The following is a 14,820-nucleotide window of genomic DNA, read 5'->3' on the forward strand; positions in this document are numbered from 1 at the left end:
GTGTCCTCTGTTATGTTAATCATCTATCCATAGTACGTATTGTCGATTTATCAAATTAGTGTTTAGCTGGATGTTATTGGTTTACATCAACAATAAACCGACCTTTGATTCTCCCTGAGAACATATTCTCAGCAGCTAGTTGACATTGATCCAAGGTAATAATATTAGCGATATGATTAAGTTGTTGTGCATCTAAGTACGTTGCAAGAAAATTCCATGCTGCAATACGTTTTTGATAAGGGGTCATAACACTATCAATCCCTGCTAATGTTATCCCTCTTAAAATAAACGGAGCAACAGTTGATGGAAAATCCAAACCTTGAGCCAAGCCACAAGCAGCAACAATGCCACCATATTGAATTTGGGCACAAATATTTGCTAAAGTATGTGATCCTAATACATCAATAGCAGCTATCCATTGTTCCTTTTGCAATGGTTTCCCTGACTCACTTAGTATTTTTCTATCAATGCAATGACTAGCACCAAGTTGGTATAAATAGTCCGTATCCTGCATTTTAGATGTAGCCGCTGTTATTGAATAACCTAATTTAGCCAGTAGCATAATTGCGATAGAACCAACTCCTCCTGTTGCTCCTGTAACTAAAATACGACCTTGCTCTGGTTTAACGCCATGATCAATAATGCATTGCACACATAATGCTGCCGTATAACCAGCGGTACCAATATTCATTGCTTGTTGTGGTGTCATATTAGGTGGTAAAGGAATTAACCAGTCTGATTTTAAATAAGCATATTGGCTTAAACATCCCCAATGTGTCTCACCGCACCCCCAGCCATTTAAAATAACAGAATCGCCTTCTTTATATTGGCGATTGACGCTGTGAATAACCGTCCCAACTCCATCAATTCCCGGAATCATTGGCCACATCCTTACCACGGGTCCTTTATTAGTGATAGCTAATGCATCTTTATAATTTAGGCTTGAATACTGAACTTGAATAAGTGTATCGCCTTCTTGTTTAAATAATTCTTTTTTTGAGAGAGAACTAACCTCGCAAGAGAATTTGGTATCATTTTTTTCTAATAGAATGGTTTTAAACAGCATATTTTATTCCTTAGCAATCATTACTAGACAATCGGTCTAATAATTATAGACCGATCGTCTAGTAATGATCAATAGAATTTGTAAGGTTAATTATTTATATGCTGTATAGAGGCAATTTAAGAGGAAAGAGCCAAGTCAACAAACGTGAGTTTTTGCTCTAATCTGTTAGTAAAATGAATAAAGAAACAAAAATATAATAATTAATCTGAAGGTTCGGATTTTATAGATAGTAAAAACTGTCGCATAAATATATCAAGCGGTTCGGCATTCTTAATCAATTTAGAACGAGTGACCGCACCTTCCCAGCCTAACCAGAAAAATACCGCAAGCTCTTCACAATTGACATTAGATTTTATTTCTTTTATTTTCTGAGCTTGTTGCAAACAAATTGCTATTTTCTGCTGCCAGCTTTGTAAAATATCCACTAATAAAGTGCTATAACCTTCGGGTAAAAGCGACTCCTCTTGTGTTAATTCTCCGATTAAGCAGCCCCTATCAAAATTATATTTTGCCATACTCAATTTTGCATCTTCATAAAACGACTTAATTCGAGATAAAGGCAATTCAATTGACTCATTTAAAAGGTGTTTATCTAACTTATAACGAAAAAAACTATCATAACTTTCTATGATTGCTTTACCGAAATCTTCTTTGCTTTTGAAGTAATAATAAAAAGATCCTTTTGGCACACCAACTTTTTTTAAAATATTTTCAATATTTGAAGATACATAACCATTGATGGTCATAGCCTCCACACCACTGCGGATCAATGCCATTTTAGTATTATTGCCTTTTTTTGAAAGCGAATGCTCTTTTGGGGTATCAATGACTGCCATAAAGACCTTAAAATATCTATTAATTTTGATTGTCTATTCTGGTTGTCATCATAACAAAATTTATCAATTTTTAATATAACCGAAGATAACAATTGGTAACAGATAAATAAATCTGTCTTACACTTCATAACTATACTATTTAATGCAGTTTTTTATTCCATCAAGAAGTTGTGGATTTAACTTTAATTAATAAGCACAACTTATTGTTTAAATCTTTTATAATTATGCTAAATAGTATAGCTATTCTAACCCATAGAAAACAAGGGTGTGAAGCCAAAACAAAATAGAAAAAAGAGATTCCAATTATTGATAGATAGAACTAAAAAACAGTCAAAAATACAGTAAACAGCTTGTTCTATTTAATGATCCGTTGGTTGTGCCCCTTACGAATAGATTATAATACACATAAATACTCTTTAATGATATAAAAATAAAGCTTAATAACTGATACTAAAAGATAAAAATTCTTAATTGTGTGATTATAAAAAACTATAAATCTTGACTTGGAGCGGGAAACGAGGTTCGAACTCGCGACCTCAACCTTGGCAAGGTTGCGCTCTACCAACTGAGCTATTCCCGCATATTGAACGCTTCGAAAGAAGTGGTGAGCATTATACAAAAATATTTATATCTGACAACCTATTTTATTCTTTATTTTTTGTTTTTCCAGCTAAGTGCTTCAAAAACACCAAAAATAAAAAATCTAAGTGCTTTAAATTTATCCTGTTCTTTTTCTTGATTAACCATTGTTGATTGTAATATCCATGCTTGTAATCCATGAATAAGTGTAAAAGCAACCAATCCTATATAAGCGAGAATATTTGCTGGTTTAGGAAACGGATGAACAAGATTAAATAATAAAAATAACCATATAAATAAATAGACTAGTTTACCTAAAAGTATGAACATTATCTTTCTTCTCGTATAAATAAATAGCTATGAACTTGCCCTGCTGTCTTCTCTCGATGCAAATACCAATTTGATGGAATATTAAAATCATGCCCCAGCTCAGATTCAATATAAATATAAGCAGATGGGCTTAGCCAATGGTTATTCTCAAGAAGCTCTAGTGTTTTCTCGATTAAAGAATAATGAAAAGGCGGATCGATAAATACAATATCAAATTGTCTTTGGGCTGGTCTATCAAGCCATTGAAAAGTATCTGTCGAATAAATTTCGACATTATCACATGCAATCAACTGCTTATTTTTCTTAAGCTGATTGGCAACTTGTTTATCTTTCTCTAATAATGTGACATTTTGAGCACCGCGTGATGCGGCTTCAAAACCTAATGATCCACTACCAGAAAAACAATCCAAACAAACGCTATTTTGTATAACTGGCATTAGCCAGTTATACAAAGTCTCTTTTACTCTATCTGTGGTTGGTCGCAAGCCTTGTTTATCAAGTACTGACAACTTTCTTCCGCGCCATTTTCCACCAATAATTCTTATAGAACCATTCATATAAAAACCTTACTTAGAATAGTTCTTGCGTATTACCTTGTGAATCCTTCACGCTGGTACCAACTTCTTGCGATCCATAGGTAGTTGGCTCGGTTCCCTTGATAAAGTATTCTGACATCGTTCTCGCTCCAGAACCTGGTAACATACCGGTTCGCTGATCGATAGTAACAGAAATAACATTATCCGGTTTTACATCTTGTTTTTCAGGTATATCTTTAAGAGCAACTTTCATATAGTCAACCCAAATAGGGTTAGCGGTAACTGCACCGGCTTCAGCGCGGAAAGTTCGACCTAAAGCACGTCGGTGGTCATCAAACCCCATCCAGACCGAGGTAACAATGTTACCGCCGAAACCAGAAAACCAAACGTCTTTCGATTGGTTAGTTGTACCCGTTTTACCACCAACATCCTTACGACCTAATGCTTTTACACGCCAAGCAGTACCTTGCCAATCCGAACCGCCAAAAACAATTGTTCTTAGTCCATCTTTCATAATATATGCAATACCACTATCAACGGTGTGTGGTGCATATTTAGGTGTCACATCAGTGGTTTTATTGTCTTTATTAATATTAGGTAAGATTAAATTATCTTCTGTTTTAAGATTTGCCTCTTCAGGCTCTTCACTACCCGTCTCATTTGATTCGTTTTCAACGTTATCTAACGATACTGAAACAGAATCAAATTTTACCACTTCATCTTTACAGTTATGACAAGCAATCAATGGTTGATGCTGATAAATTACGCCACTATCATTGTCATATTCAATTTTTTCGATTAAGTAAGGCGTAATTAAATACCCACCATTAACAATAACGGAATAAGCACGTGCAACCTGCAATGGCGTAAATGAAGCTGAACCTAAAGCAAGTGATTCATTATGTGAAATATTCTCTTTTGGGAATCCAAAACGTTCTAAATACGTGGCAGCATAATCGATACCGATTGCGCGTAATGCACGTACCATCATCACATTTTTAGACATCCCTAAACCAATTCGCATTCTTAATGGACCAGCATAAGTAGGCGGTGAATTTTTTGGACGCCAAGTCACACTACCTGTTGTACGAACGATCGGCGCATCATTAAGTAGCGTCGCCATCGTTAGCCCTTTCTCTAACGTAGCCGTATACACAAATGGTTTTATATTAGAACCTAGTTGACGTAAAGCTTGTGTTGCACGATTAAATTTACTTAAATTGAAATCATAACCACCAACAATCGCCTTAATTGCACCATTATCAGAATCAAGAGAAACCAGTGCAGCGTTAACTGCTGGAATTTGCGCTAATGCCCAATTCTCACCAGATTTTTTAACCCAAATCAGCTGACCTGGTTTTAAAGTATCATTAACCTTTCTCGGCGAGGCACCTTGTTGATTATCACTGATAAATTTTCGCGCCCATTTCATATCTTGAAAGGCAATAGTAATATTACTTTTATCGGATAATACTGCTTTTGCTTCCTTATCAGATGATTCTAGAACCACGGCTGGGCACATCCCGCTATAGCAAATATATTTATGTAAAGCTTCTTGAATTTTTTCGTCACTTAGTGCCGGCTCATTATTTTGCCATAACACTTTTTCAGGTCCACGATAGCCATGTCGCATATCATAATCAATAATATGCTTTTGTATTGATTCTGTTGCTGCCACCTGGTCTGTCTTAGATATGGTGGTATAAACTTTATAACCATCGGTATAAGCGTTCTCACCAAATTTATCGAACATAAACTGTCTTGCCATTTCAGCAACATATGGCGCAGAAAATTCAATTTTTGGCGTATGATAACTTGCATTTAAAGGCTTCTTAGTCGCTTCATCATATTGCGCTTGAGTAATATAATTTTGATCTAGCATACGACCTAAAACCCAATTACGTCTTGTTAATGCTTTTTCTGGGTGGGAAATTGGATTATAGGCAGAAGGCGCATTGGGTAGACCAGCTAGTAGTGCCGCTTCATCGATAGTTAACTGATCTGGCGTTTTACCAAAGAAAGTATATGAAGCAGCAGCCACACCATAAGCACGCGAACCAAAGTTGATCATATTAAGATATAACGCCATTATCTCGTCTTTAGATAATTCTCGCTCCATACGAATTGCAATAATCATCTCTTTTACTTTACGAGAAATACTTTTTTCTGGTGTTAAAAAGAAGTTTTTCGCCACTTGTTGGGTGATAGTACTACCACCTTGTGAAAAGCTCTTATCCTTCAACCCGATATACATAGCACGCACAATACCGATAGGATCAATCCCAAAATGCTCATGGAAACGTGCATCTTCGGTAGCTATAACAGCATTAACGACAATCGGTGGGATTTCATCATATTTTAGAGGAATTCGGCGACGTTCACCAAAAATAGCGATTAGTTCACCATCTTTACTTAATACTTGCATTGGGGTTTGCAAGCGAACATCTTTTAAAGTCGCTACATCTGGCAGATCTTTAGAATAATAACTGTAGCCAGCGATACCTATCACTAAGCCACAAAGTACTAAACCGATTATAAGTTTAAGGCAAAATTTTAATATTTTTAATATTATCACAAATCATTCCTATCCAATTGATTTTAAATCAAAGAAAGATAATAAAACTGTATTAATTGATCTCAATCCATTTTAGCCGATGAGTATACTACTTACTCGAAAAGACTCAAAATAAAAAGCGACGCTAACCCATGCTTAAAAAATTGTTTAAATCCATTAAACAATTATTAACATATTAAATTAAAAAAGAAATTTACCTTTAATATATTTTCACTTTCATATTCCATTACTTATTAGTTTATAACTTAATTTTTTAGCAGAACTTAATAGATCAGATATTAAATACCACATAGGTTTGCTACAGGTTAAACAACTAATTGATAGGTTCTCAAAAGTTAGTAAATTTTCAAATTATTTTGTGTATTATCTCACAATATTTTTATATTTTTAAATAAAACTGATAAAACGAATAGATAATTGTGATTTTATCAATTTAAACAATATTAATATGTGGAGCACAAAACTTACCCCTTCGTTATTACAATTTTTGAGTGCAACCTGCTTTTATCTTATTTTGATTATTCTTTGCTTATTGCAATTAGCGCAGACTTCATTAAATAGTTATACTTTTATTTTAATATTAATCTTAATAATCGAATGGTGGCGTAGTATTTGCTATTTCAAAACTATAAAAGGTGAATTTGCGCTATTTGAATATATACACCAAATTTATTGGTACAAACAGCGTTGGTATTTAACGCGAAAACCACTACTACTACGTTATATAATCATTATTAATTTAAAATCACGGCGAAATGGTAAAAGAAGAACTCTTTTTTTAATGATTGATAACCTTGCGCCTAATGACTGGCGCACACTTCGTTATCATTTCAAAAAAATTGATTTATCAAAATAGGTAATAAAAAATAGCTTAACACACTATATTAATGAGATTTTTTAATCCAATATTCAAATGGTATGGATTCAACTTGTGAGTTAACTAATTGGTGATCCATATGCCGGCAAAAGCTCGGGATATCACGTGTTGTGGCCAAATCATCAGCAACAACGTGCAGTATTTGACCAACAGCTAATTCCCTAATCGCTTTACGCACTAGCATAATCGGCTCAGGACAACGCAAACCTAATGTATTTAATTCTTTATCAATAATCATAATTAATAGATTAAAGTAAAAGATTAGCTAAATAATGGGGAACAGCATCATCAGCATTAGATCCAATGACTTCCAACTCAGGAAGCAGTGCTTTAAGTTCAGGACTCGCATCTTGCATAATACAGCCCTTACCTGCCATTTTTAACATCTCATAATCATTCATACCATCACCAAAAGCGATGCTGTCTTTAAGTTGATAGCCTAAGCTTTCAACCACTAACTTTAATGCACTGCCTTTAGTCACATTTTCCGCCATAACTTCAAGACAGTTTGGCGTTGAAAACGCGATGCTAACTTTATTACCATATTGCTTTTCAATTTTGTCCTTCAACTCCACCAAATAATGGTTATGGCTAATATCAGAGGTCGTAAAATAAATTTTGGCAATATCACTGGTATCAAAATTAGTTGGATCAAAAAATTGATATTTAAATTTTGTATCAACAAAAAAGCTAAGCGAATAGGCATCAGGTTTATTAATCAGCCAATCATCACCACGGTAAACATGGGTATAAATATATGGACTGTCTTTACAAATTACCGCCAACTCTTTAGCTAAATTAGGATCAAAACTACGGCTAAAAACTAAATTACCATTACTATCATGAACTCTTGCCCCATTTGATGTAATCATAAAAGCATCGATTTCCATATTTTCACGCATTTGAGTAACATCAATATGGTGTCGGCCTGTCGCAAAAGCAAAATGAATACCCATTTCCCGTAATGCCTGAAGAATTTTTTTTGTAAACGGCGATAAACTATGTTCGGTATTTAACAAAGTACCATCTAGATCAGAAGCAACAAAATGAAACATGATATTCTCAACTTTTATAATAATTGGTGATTAGAATAACGACACTTTGCAGAGAATCAACTAACTCAATACAAAGTCATAAATTATGGTAGAGTATGATACAACTCCATCGCTATTTACTCAACTAATTGCGGAGTAATAAAAATCACTAATTCCCTTTTTTGATTTTTTTTAGCATTATATTTAAAAGCATTCCCAATAATTGGCACTTGAGCAAGACCAGGTACTTTCTTTTTCCCATTACTATTAACTTGCTGAAAAATTCCACCCAAAACCACGGTTTCACCATCTTTAACTTTCACTTGAGTTTTAATTTCTTGCGTTTCAATGGCTAAAGCTTCTCCCCCATCACGGCGCTTAATCGAACGACCCGTAGTATTTTGTGTGATATATAAATCCAAGATCATTTGTTTATCAGCAACAATTTTAGGCGTAACTTCTAGACCTAATACCGCTTGTTTAAATTCAATTGATGTCGAACCATTCCCCCCCGTTGACACTTCGTACGGAATCTCAGTTCCCTGCTTAATCGATGCCATATTTTGATTTGCAGTTAATAAATTCGGACTAGCAATAATTTCTAACTGATTTTCTGATTCTAATGCTGAAAGTTCCAAATTCAACAAACTACCAGAAAGTTTCGCTAAATTAAAACCCACAGAAGAAGAAGGATTAACGACCCCAAGGTCAACATCCAGCTGATTAAAAAATTGTGAAGATTTACCCAAATATCCCCATTTAATCCCTAACTCCTCCATACTCTCATCATTCATAGTGACAATATGGGCCGAGATATGGACTTGTGGAATGGGTTGATCCAAAGCTTTAACTAACTTCTTAATATCCGCAAATTGTTTGCTCATATCAGTAATAAGCACTGAATTGGTTCGCTTATCAACTATCGCCCTTCCGCGTTCAGATAATAATCCTTGTTGCTGGATGGTCTCTACTAAATTATTAGGATCGCCATGTTTAATCGGAATGGTTAACAAAGTTAACGGCTGATTTAACTCCTGTTCCTTCTGCTCTAATAACTCTCTTTGCGCAAGCACCTCCGGCTCAATAGATTTTGAGACAAACAAAATATTGTCCTCAATTTCGGCCTGTAAATTTGCTGAATTTAACACCACCTTTAAAGCTTTTTGCCAATCAACATTCTTAAGTTTGATGGTTTGTTTAGTTGATATATCATCTATCATCACTAAATTCATCTGCTTATTATCAGCCAGCGCTTGCAAAATAATTGCGACATCCGTTTGATAAAAATTCATTGAAATAAGATCATTTGATTCTTTCTTTGCTGAAATGGAAGGCTCAGCCAAACATGGAATTGATAAAAGCATAAGCAAAATCGTCAATTGCCTTAAATTCTTTGCTAATTGACTAACTAATTGACTAAATAGTTGGCTAGCTTGATTCATTAATTACAACCTCAAATATCGATCTCATCTTATTTAGTTAACGGCATTGTCCAAAGCACTTTATCGTTACAATACTCTGGTAAACTTGCTTGCCATAAAATTTTATCGCTTAACACAGCTTCAATTTCCCACGGAAACAAAACATGAGGAACATTATTATCAGTAATAGCTAACCAATCATTATCTGACGAAAGCCATAATTGCTGATAATTAACGCGTTGAATAGATCCTCTAAATTGCCAAGCCTGAATCTGCATATTTAAATGATCAGTTTGTTCTTGGCAACCTAGCTCGATCTTTTGCAAAAAAGGATCGCGATGACCATCAGCATTCACTATGAAACAACACATCATCAATGCAAAAACAAATAAATAGCGACTCATTGCCTATCCTTTTTAAACAACAATCTAATCCGCAAATAATTATCTTGCTTACCGATTGATAACTGTTGAAAGTTCAAATAGTAGAAATTATCGTTAAAATCACCAATAAATCTCATAAAATCAAAAAATTGCCCATTTAATTCAACATCCCAATAAGTTGCTGAATCATTTTGTTCCAGTTTGAACGACACCAACTTCAAATGATTACGCTCAATAGCGTTAGCAAGTTCATGCTCGGTTATCAACGTTAGCGAACTGTTTTTAGCCGCATGATAACGTTCAATTCTTGCTTGAAGCATTTCAATTTCAACTTGCTTTTCTTGATACAATGCCATTTGCTGATCAGCTTGTTGCTTTAAATCCTGAATAAAAAATTGATAACCAATAAAAAACAGTGTTAATGGTAATAAAATACAAACTAAGTATTGTTGCCAAATCGGCCTCTCTAGAAAGTCGTTATTCATTCAACTTAATATCCATTTGAAACAACAAACTATCCTGACTTTTCTCAATATTTTTTACCTGACTTTTCGTCTCATTTGCAGAAAGTTGCTGATTAAAATTGATAATATCCACATAATTGACACTACGACCGGTAATTTTAATTTTCTCAGGCTCATATTCGTACAGATTTAACCAAATCGTTGCTGGTAGTTTGTTAGAAAGCATTTGTAACGACTGTTGTATCTGTTTTTGACTTGGTGAAGGATTAGGAATATAAGATTCAGCCAACAACTCTTGTTGCAACACTTGTTGAGCAGATAATTGTTGAGAATAGTGTTCGATGTCTGACTGCGTGTTCATCAAAAGATAAAAAAAATAACAGGTCAACACCCCGATAAAATTAACAACAAAAAGAAGTAACTTGAATTGGTGCTGTTTTGCCTTTTGTTTTCGCCATGGTAGAAAGTTAAATGAACTATTTTCAAAATGACTACCGACAAATGTTACTCCATATTTTTGGAACAAATCTAACCAGTCATTAACCGTTTTACGCTCACAAATAGCAATCATTAAAGTTTTAGGTGAAATGGATACATAATCAAAAAAAAGCTGATTGGCAGATTGTTGGAAAAGCTTATAAAGGGATGCTTCAACATAACTAGTCAATTCGCTTACCGTCAGTTTAACATCAGGATAAGTGGTTTTCTGATACTGGACAAAATCATCACTTAAATTTAATTCAATTGACGTTAATCTTGGTAGTTTTAGATTATGCATAAACTGATCGATATCAGCCAAATCTTGATAAACGATAAAATCCTTATTCACCTTCCCGCTTGATTCGACTAACTGATAGTGCAGTTTTGTGGGTTCGATAAAAATTACTACGCGACTTTTATTAAAAACCATCATACTAAATAGATTGAAAAACAATATCGCCCAATCTTAATCACAATTATCTAGATTCAAACCTACAAAATCCATTTTTGCGAAGTATCATCCAAAAAATGACTAAAATTACACCGAACAGGGCTAAATTTTAGGAAAAGTAAAAAAAAAGGTTGACTGAAATAAGACACGCCTTATAATGCACATCCACACGGTAAGGGTGATTAGCTCAGTTGGGAGAGCACCTCCCTTACAAGGAGGGGGTCACTGGTTCGAACCCGGTATCACCCACCAATTCTTACCGTGAAGTTTTCGAAAGAAACATTGGGGTGATTAGCTCAGTTGGGAGAGCACCTCCCTTACAAGGAGGGGGTCACTGGTTCGAACCCGGTATCACCCACCACTTACTACTTATTTTATGGGTTGTTAGCTCAGTCGGTAGAGCAGCGGACTTTTAATCCGTTTGTCGAGCGTTCGAATCGCTCACGACCCACCATTTTTTTCTCTCTTGTCAAAACATCATTAGTTAAACGCATCATTCAATATATTTATTATTTACCTCAAAAAATTTCGCTGAAGCGTCCCTTCAAAAGAAAAATAAAAGAAATAAGTGAGAACTCTTAATTAAAGATAAAATTGATAGAGAAAATGATGTAACCCAAAACAGCTATTGCCCTTAGGCAATAGCATTGAATAAAACGACATTAAAAAGGTCCAAACGACTAACGGGTTACTCCATAACCTAACGGATAGAGCGCCTTCATATCGTTTGGTAAATCAGAAGATTGTTTGATAACACTATCCATTGAATCTGGTAATGCAATTGGCAATTTAGCATTATAAGGTTTGCTATCAAATAAACGTTTAAATAGCACCTCATCTTTAACGCCAAAATTTGCAACAATAGCAATGAGAAAAAACAAACAGATTAAAAAAGTGTAACGCCAAAAGCGTCACATTATTGACCACAAATCACATAAACAATAAGTCGATAAGCAATATAAAACATCACCAGCCCAACAACCGAATCCAATATGACCCACATCCTTTTTTGTCTAAATAGAGGCGTAAGCAACCTAGCGCCATATCCAATACCAAAAAACCAAATAAATGACACACAAACTGCACCAATTAAAAACGCCCATTTTTGCTCAGTAGAAAACGTACCGGCAATCCCACCAACAATTACCACTGTATCCAAATAAACATGAGGATTAAGTAAAGTCACCGCAATTGTCGACAAAATCACTTTTGTTAAAGAACTTTTTCGTTGCTCGGCAGAATCAACCTGCATACTGCTATCACCTCTCACTGCGCTTTTAAATGCATTAAATCCATACCAAAGCAAAAACAATGCACCAAAGATGGCTAATGAATTAGTAATTATAGAATAACGACTAATAAAAGACCCCACGCCCCATATACCAATAGTCATCAAAGCGAAATCACAAAAAAAACAGATAGCAGCAACAAAAAAGATATGATTTTTTAACAATCCTTGCTTAAGCACAAACAAATTTTGCGCGCCAATAGCAATAATTAAACTTGCCGAAATCATCGCGCCACGTAAAATATCGGTCAGCATTTAACCTAAAATCCTTAATCAATGAAAAGTAAGCATTATACAAAAAGAACAAAAAATTTTGTATCAAAACCAAGAATTATTACGCACTTATAAAAAACAGTTATAATTATCTCCCTGAATTTAAAAAATAATAAAAAAGTACAAGAAATGGTTGTCGAATTTATAATCTTCTTAATGATAGGCGCATTTGCGGGATTGCTAGCAGGTATATTTGGCGTGGGTGGTGGATCGTTAATTGTACCGGCATTAATAATCGTACTTAATCACTTTAATCATGGTGGAGAATGGATAAACCACATCGCCGTCGCCTCATCGCTTGCCACCATTATTGGCACCAGCTTATCATCAAGTTGGGTTCAGAATAAAAATCATAATATCCAATGGTCGATTCTAAAAAAGATGGTGTTAGGATGCATGATTGGCACGATGGGCGGATCGTATATGACACCTTATATTCCCGGTGTTTGGTTAAAATGGATTTTTATCGTTTTTCTTATCTACACCGGAAGTAAATTTATTCTCAAAAGCACCAATGTCGCCCAAAATCGAAACGCTGTATCATTTCATGACACGATTTATATCATTATTGGTGGACTAATTGGCGTGTTTGCTGCCCTAGTTGGTGTCGGTGGGGGTGTATTGGTGGTTCCTTTCTTAAAAAAATGCGGGGTAGATATACGTAAAGCGATTGGCACCTCTGCAGCATTTACCTTACCGGTAGCGCTTGGCGGAACGATTGGCTACATTATTGCAGGATGGAATATTGAAGAATTACCAGAATATAGTTTAGGCTTTGTCTATCTACCAGCAGTAATATCCATTATGATCACCAGTATACCCATGGCCAAAATGGGTGTTCAAATTGCACAAGGATTATCGATAAATAAATTGATAAAATACTTTGGTATCTTTTTATTGCTAATAGCTATAAAGCTTATAATTTCGTGATTTGAAGCTTCAAAAACCCCGCTCCTCAACTTTTTTTAAAAATAAGGCAAAAATAAACCCGCCTAAGCGGGTGATTCAAGCGTCGATAAGCCACAAAATCCTTTTTATCGCGTTGGTTGTGACTTCAAGTCTGCTATCAATTAATAACCTTTTTTCTATTCCAATTCCCTTAAAAATTAGGATGTAAAAAATAGTTAAGGTACAACACAAAGCATACCAGCTTTTGTATCATACATTCGCGCCACTTTTGCAAGACCTGTGCCTAAATGCACTACAATCGAATTGCTACCTAACTTATTACGAGTCACATACCAATCGTTGTAGAAATTGGCTCCAGAGTATAGGTACACAGTGCCCCACTCTGACAAGAGCCCTGCACCAATTCGTCGCTGAAAATGATTACCTGATGATGATGGGGTAGCACCTAAGCCATCAAAATTTGCATTAGTTAAATCCCTTACCGTCACAACTTTATAACCTCCTATTTTTTTACACAACGCACTTAATTCATCCAGTTTATTAACCCCATCACCGTTATTAACAAACCACTTATTTAACACAAAACCATACTTAACAACTTCGTTACCTCGACTGTCACGACCAATTAACTCGAAGGTCTGGGGTAGAGTCGGCTTAGCTATACGATTAGGATTCTTAGAATGCCATTGAGATGGCGGGATTACTGGACCGGTTAATGTAACGCGTAGAGTGGTATTGTTTAAATAGTACATATTCGCGGTTATACCCTCTCGTGAAACAGGCGCCCATGACAGCGGACCCACACCACCAATATCCAAATCAAAGTAAAAACCATGAGCACCCGTTGTAGGAAAATTTAAGTTATAAGATGATGGGGATGTTGACTGAATCCGAAAACCTTTATTACTGTCCCACAACCAATCTGGACCATTGTACTCTCTTCTCTCATGAACCACATTTGGCTTAACAAAACAAATCGCTGGCGGTAAATTAGGTTTAACATAATATGTTACACTTCCAGCACCATAGAAACGGCTATTAGGAACACCATAACGTGAACTCAATGTACTGAATGTATTACTTAATACAATTCGGTAGGGTGCATTACAAATATCCAGTACAGTATAACGTGAAACAGGTTGGTCGTTTTTATCAAAAATAGATAAATTTAAACTGCCTGTCGCAGAAATATCACCATCACCATCATCATCGCCCCAATAATTATACGGCCAACCGATAACGGTACTGAGCGCAACTGAATTGGTATTAGTTGGCACAAACATACTGATATCTGCAAAACTTTGCCCTACTATCGGTA

General features: G+C 35.3%; 16 protein-coding genes and 4 tRNA genes. 5 read left to right on the plus strand and 15 right to left on the minus strand.

All coding sequences use genetic code 11. The features are described 5' to 3' along the window. Positions 1–73: 73 nt before the first annotated feature. From acuI to A9G08_RS07540, 6 genes are all read right to left on the minus strand, one after another. A complete protein-coding gene (gene acuI, locus A9G08_RS07515; RefSeq protein ID WP_065563108.1) occupies positions 74–1,063 on the minus strand; it encodes an acrylyl-CoA reductase (NADPH) in 990 nt (329 codons plus the stop codon). Positions 1,064–1,266: 203 nt separating this feature from the next. Beyond that, complete coding sequence (gene acuR, locus A9G08_RS07520) at positions 1,267–1,902, minus strand: acrylate utilization transcriptional regulator AcuR (protein ID WP_065563093.1); 636 nt, start codon at positions 1,900–1,902, stop codon at positions 1,267–1,269. A 504-nt stretch (positions 1,903–2,406) separates the two neighbouring features. Next, a tRNA-Gly gene (locus tag A9G08_RS07525) sits at positions 2,407–2,482 on the minus strand. A gap of 71 nt (positions 2,483–2,553) precedes the next feature. Further along, the gene (locus A9G08_RS07530; RefSeq protein WP_065563094.1) at positions 2,554–2,811 is read right to left on the minus strand and encodes a DUF1145 domain-containing protein; all 258 of its coding nucleotides are present in this window, start codon (positions 2,809–2,811) and stop codon (positions 2,554–2,556) included. Next, positions 2,811–3,368 carry a 16S rRNA (guanine(966)-N(2))-methyltransferase RsmD gene (gene rsmD / locus A9G08_RS07535; RefSeq protein ID WP_065563095.1) on the minus strand — a complete coding sequence of 186 codons (558 nt, stop codon included), beginning with the start codon at positions 3,366–3,368 and terminating at the stop codon, positions 2,811–2,813. Before rsmD ends, A9G08_RS07530 begins: the two co-directional genes overlap by 1 nt. A gap of 13 nt (positions 3,369–3,381) precedes the next feature. Further along, positions 3,382–5,922, minus strand: coding sequence for a penicillin-binding protein 1A (locus tag A9G08_RS07540; RefSeq protein WP_218058442.1), 2,541 nt, complete (start codon positions 5,920–5,922; stop codon positions 3,382–3,384). 448 nt (positions 5,923–6,370) lie between these two features. Between A9G08_RS07540 and A9G08_RS07545 the strand changes: the two genes are divergently transcribed. After that, complete coding sequence (locus tag A9G08_RS07545) at positions 6,371–6,778, plus strand: protein YgfX (protein WP_065563096.1); 408 nt, start codon at positions 6,371–6,373, stop codon at positions 6,776–6,778. A 28-nt stretch (positions 6,779–6,806) separates the two neighbouring features. Here A9G08_RS07545 and tusA read toward each other — a convergent pair whose 3' ends face one another. From tusA to A9G08_RS07575, 6 genes are all read right to left on the minus strand, one after another. Then, positions 6,807–7,037, minus strand: a complete 231-nt coding sequence (tusA, locus tag A9G08_RS07550) for a sulfurtransferase TusA (RefSeq protein WP_065563097.1) — start codon at positions 7,035–7,037, stop codon at positions 6,807–6,809. A 10-nt stretch (positions 7,038–7,047) separates the two neighbouring features. Next, positions 7,048–7,854 carry a Cof-type HAD-IIB family hydrolase gene (locus A9G08_RS07555; RefSeq protein WP_065563098.1) on the minus strand — a complete coding sequence of 269 codons (807 nt, stop codon included), beginning with the start codon at positions 7,852–7,854 and terminating at the stop codon, positions 7,048–7,050. Positions 7,855–7,970: 116 nt separating this feature from the next. Then, on the minus strand, positions 7,971–9,275 hold the full coding sequence (locus A9G08_RS07560) for a secretin N-terminal domain-containing protein (RefSeq protein ID WP_081299533.1): 1,305 nt from the start codon (positions 9,273–9,275) through the stop codon (positions 7,971–7,973). Between the two features lie 29 nt (positions 9,276–9,304). Continuing rightward, positions 9,305–9,658 carry a hypothetical protein gene (locus A9G08_RS07565; protein ID WP_065563099.1) on the minus strand — a complete coding sequence of 118 codons (354 nt, stop codon included), beginning with the start codon at positions 9,656–9,658 and terminating at the stop codon, positions 9,305–9,307. Continuing rightward, the gene (locus A9G08_RS07570; RefSeq protein ID WP_065563100.1) at positions 9,655–10,122 is read right to left on the minus strand and encodes a hypothetical protein; all 468 of its coding nucleotides are present in this window, start codon (positions 10,120–10,122) and stop codon (positions 9,655–9,657) included. Before A9G08_RS07570 ends, A9G08_RS07565 begins: the two co-directional genes overlap by 4 nt. Continuing rightward, a complete protein-coding gene (locus A9G08_RS07575) occupies positions 10,115–11,014 on the minus strand; it encodes a PilN domain-containing protein (protein WP_065563101.1) in 900 nt (299 codons plus the stop codon). Before A9G08_RS07575 ends, A9G08_RS07570 begins: the two co-directional genes overlap by 8 nt. Before the next feature lie 194 nt (positions 11,015–11,208). On the opposite strand from A9G08_RS07575, the gene A9G08_RS07580 reads away from it, so the two are divergent. The 3 genes from A9G08_RS07580 to A9G08_RS07590 all read left to right on the plus strand — a co-directional run bounded on the left by A9G08_RS07580 (position 11,209) and on the right by A9G08_RS07590 (position 11,486). Further along, a tRNA-Val gene (locus A9G08_RS07580) sits at positions 11,209–11,284 on the plus strand. Positions 11,285–11,317: 33 nt separating this feature from the next. Next, positions 11,318–11,393: transfer RNA gene (locus tag A9G08_RS07585), tRNA-Val, on the plus strand. A gap of 17 nt (positions 11,394–11,410) precedes the next feature. Beyond that, positions 11,411–11,486: transfer RNA gene (locus A9G08_RS07590), tRNA-Lys, on the plus strand. Positions 11,487–11,712: 226 nt separating this feature from the next. Here the strand turns inward: A9G08_RS07590 and A9G08_RS07595 are convergent. After that, positions 11,713–11,913 carry a hypothetical protein gene (locus A9G08_RS07595; protein WP_065563102.1) on the minus strand — a complete coding sequence of 67 codons (201 nt, stop codon included), beginning with the start codon at positions 11,911–11,913 and terminating at the stop codon, positions 11,713–11,715. A gap of 35 nt (positions 11,914–11,948) precedes the next feature. Then, entirely contained in the window at positions 11,949–12,572 is a 624-nt protein-coding gene (locus A9G08_RS07600; RefSeq protein ID WP_141673952.1) for a LysE/ArgO family amino acid transporter, read from the minus strand. A gap of 150 nt (positions 12,573–12,722) precedes the next feature. On the opposite strand from A9G08_RS07600, the gene A9G08_RS07605 reads away from it, so the two are divergent. Beyond that, on the plus strand, positions 12,723–13,523 hold the full coding sequence (locus A9G08_RS07605) for a sulfite exporter TauE/SafE family protein (RefSeq protein WP_065563104.1): 801 nt from the start codon (positions 12,723–12,725) through the stop codon (positions 13,521–13,523). A 194-nt stretch (positions 13,524–13,717) separates the two neighbouring features. Here A9G08_RS07605 and A9G08_RS11700 read toward each other — a convergent pair. Then, the coding region (locus tag A9G08_RS11700; protein WP_218058443.1) for a hypothetical protein at positions 13,718–14,820 on the minus strand (1,103 nt) is incomplete at its 5' end.

It is taken from the genome of Gilliamella sp. wkB195 (assembly GCF_001690445.1).
Lineage (GTDB): Bacteria > Pseudomonadota > Gammaproteobacteria > Enterobacterales > Orbaceae > Gilliamella > Gilliamella apicola_E.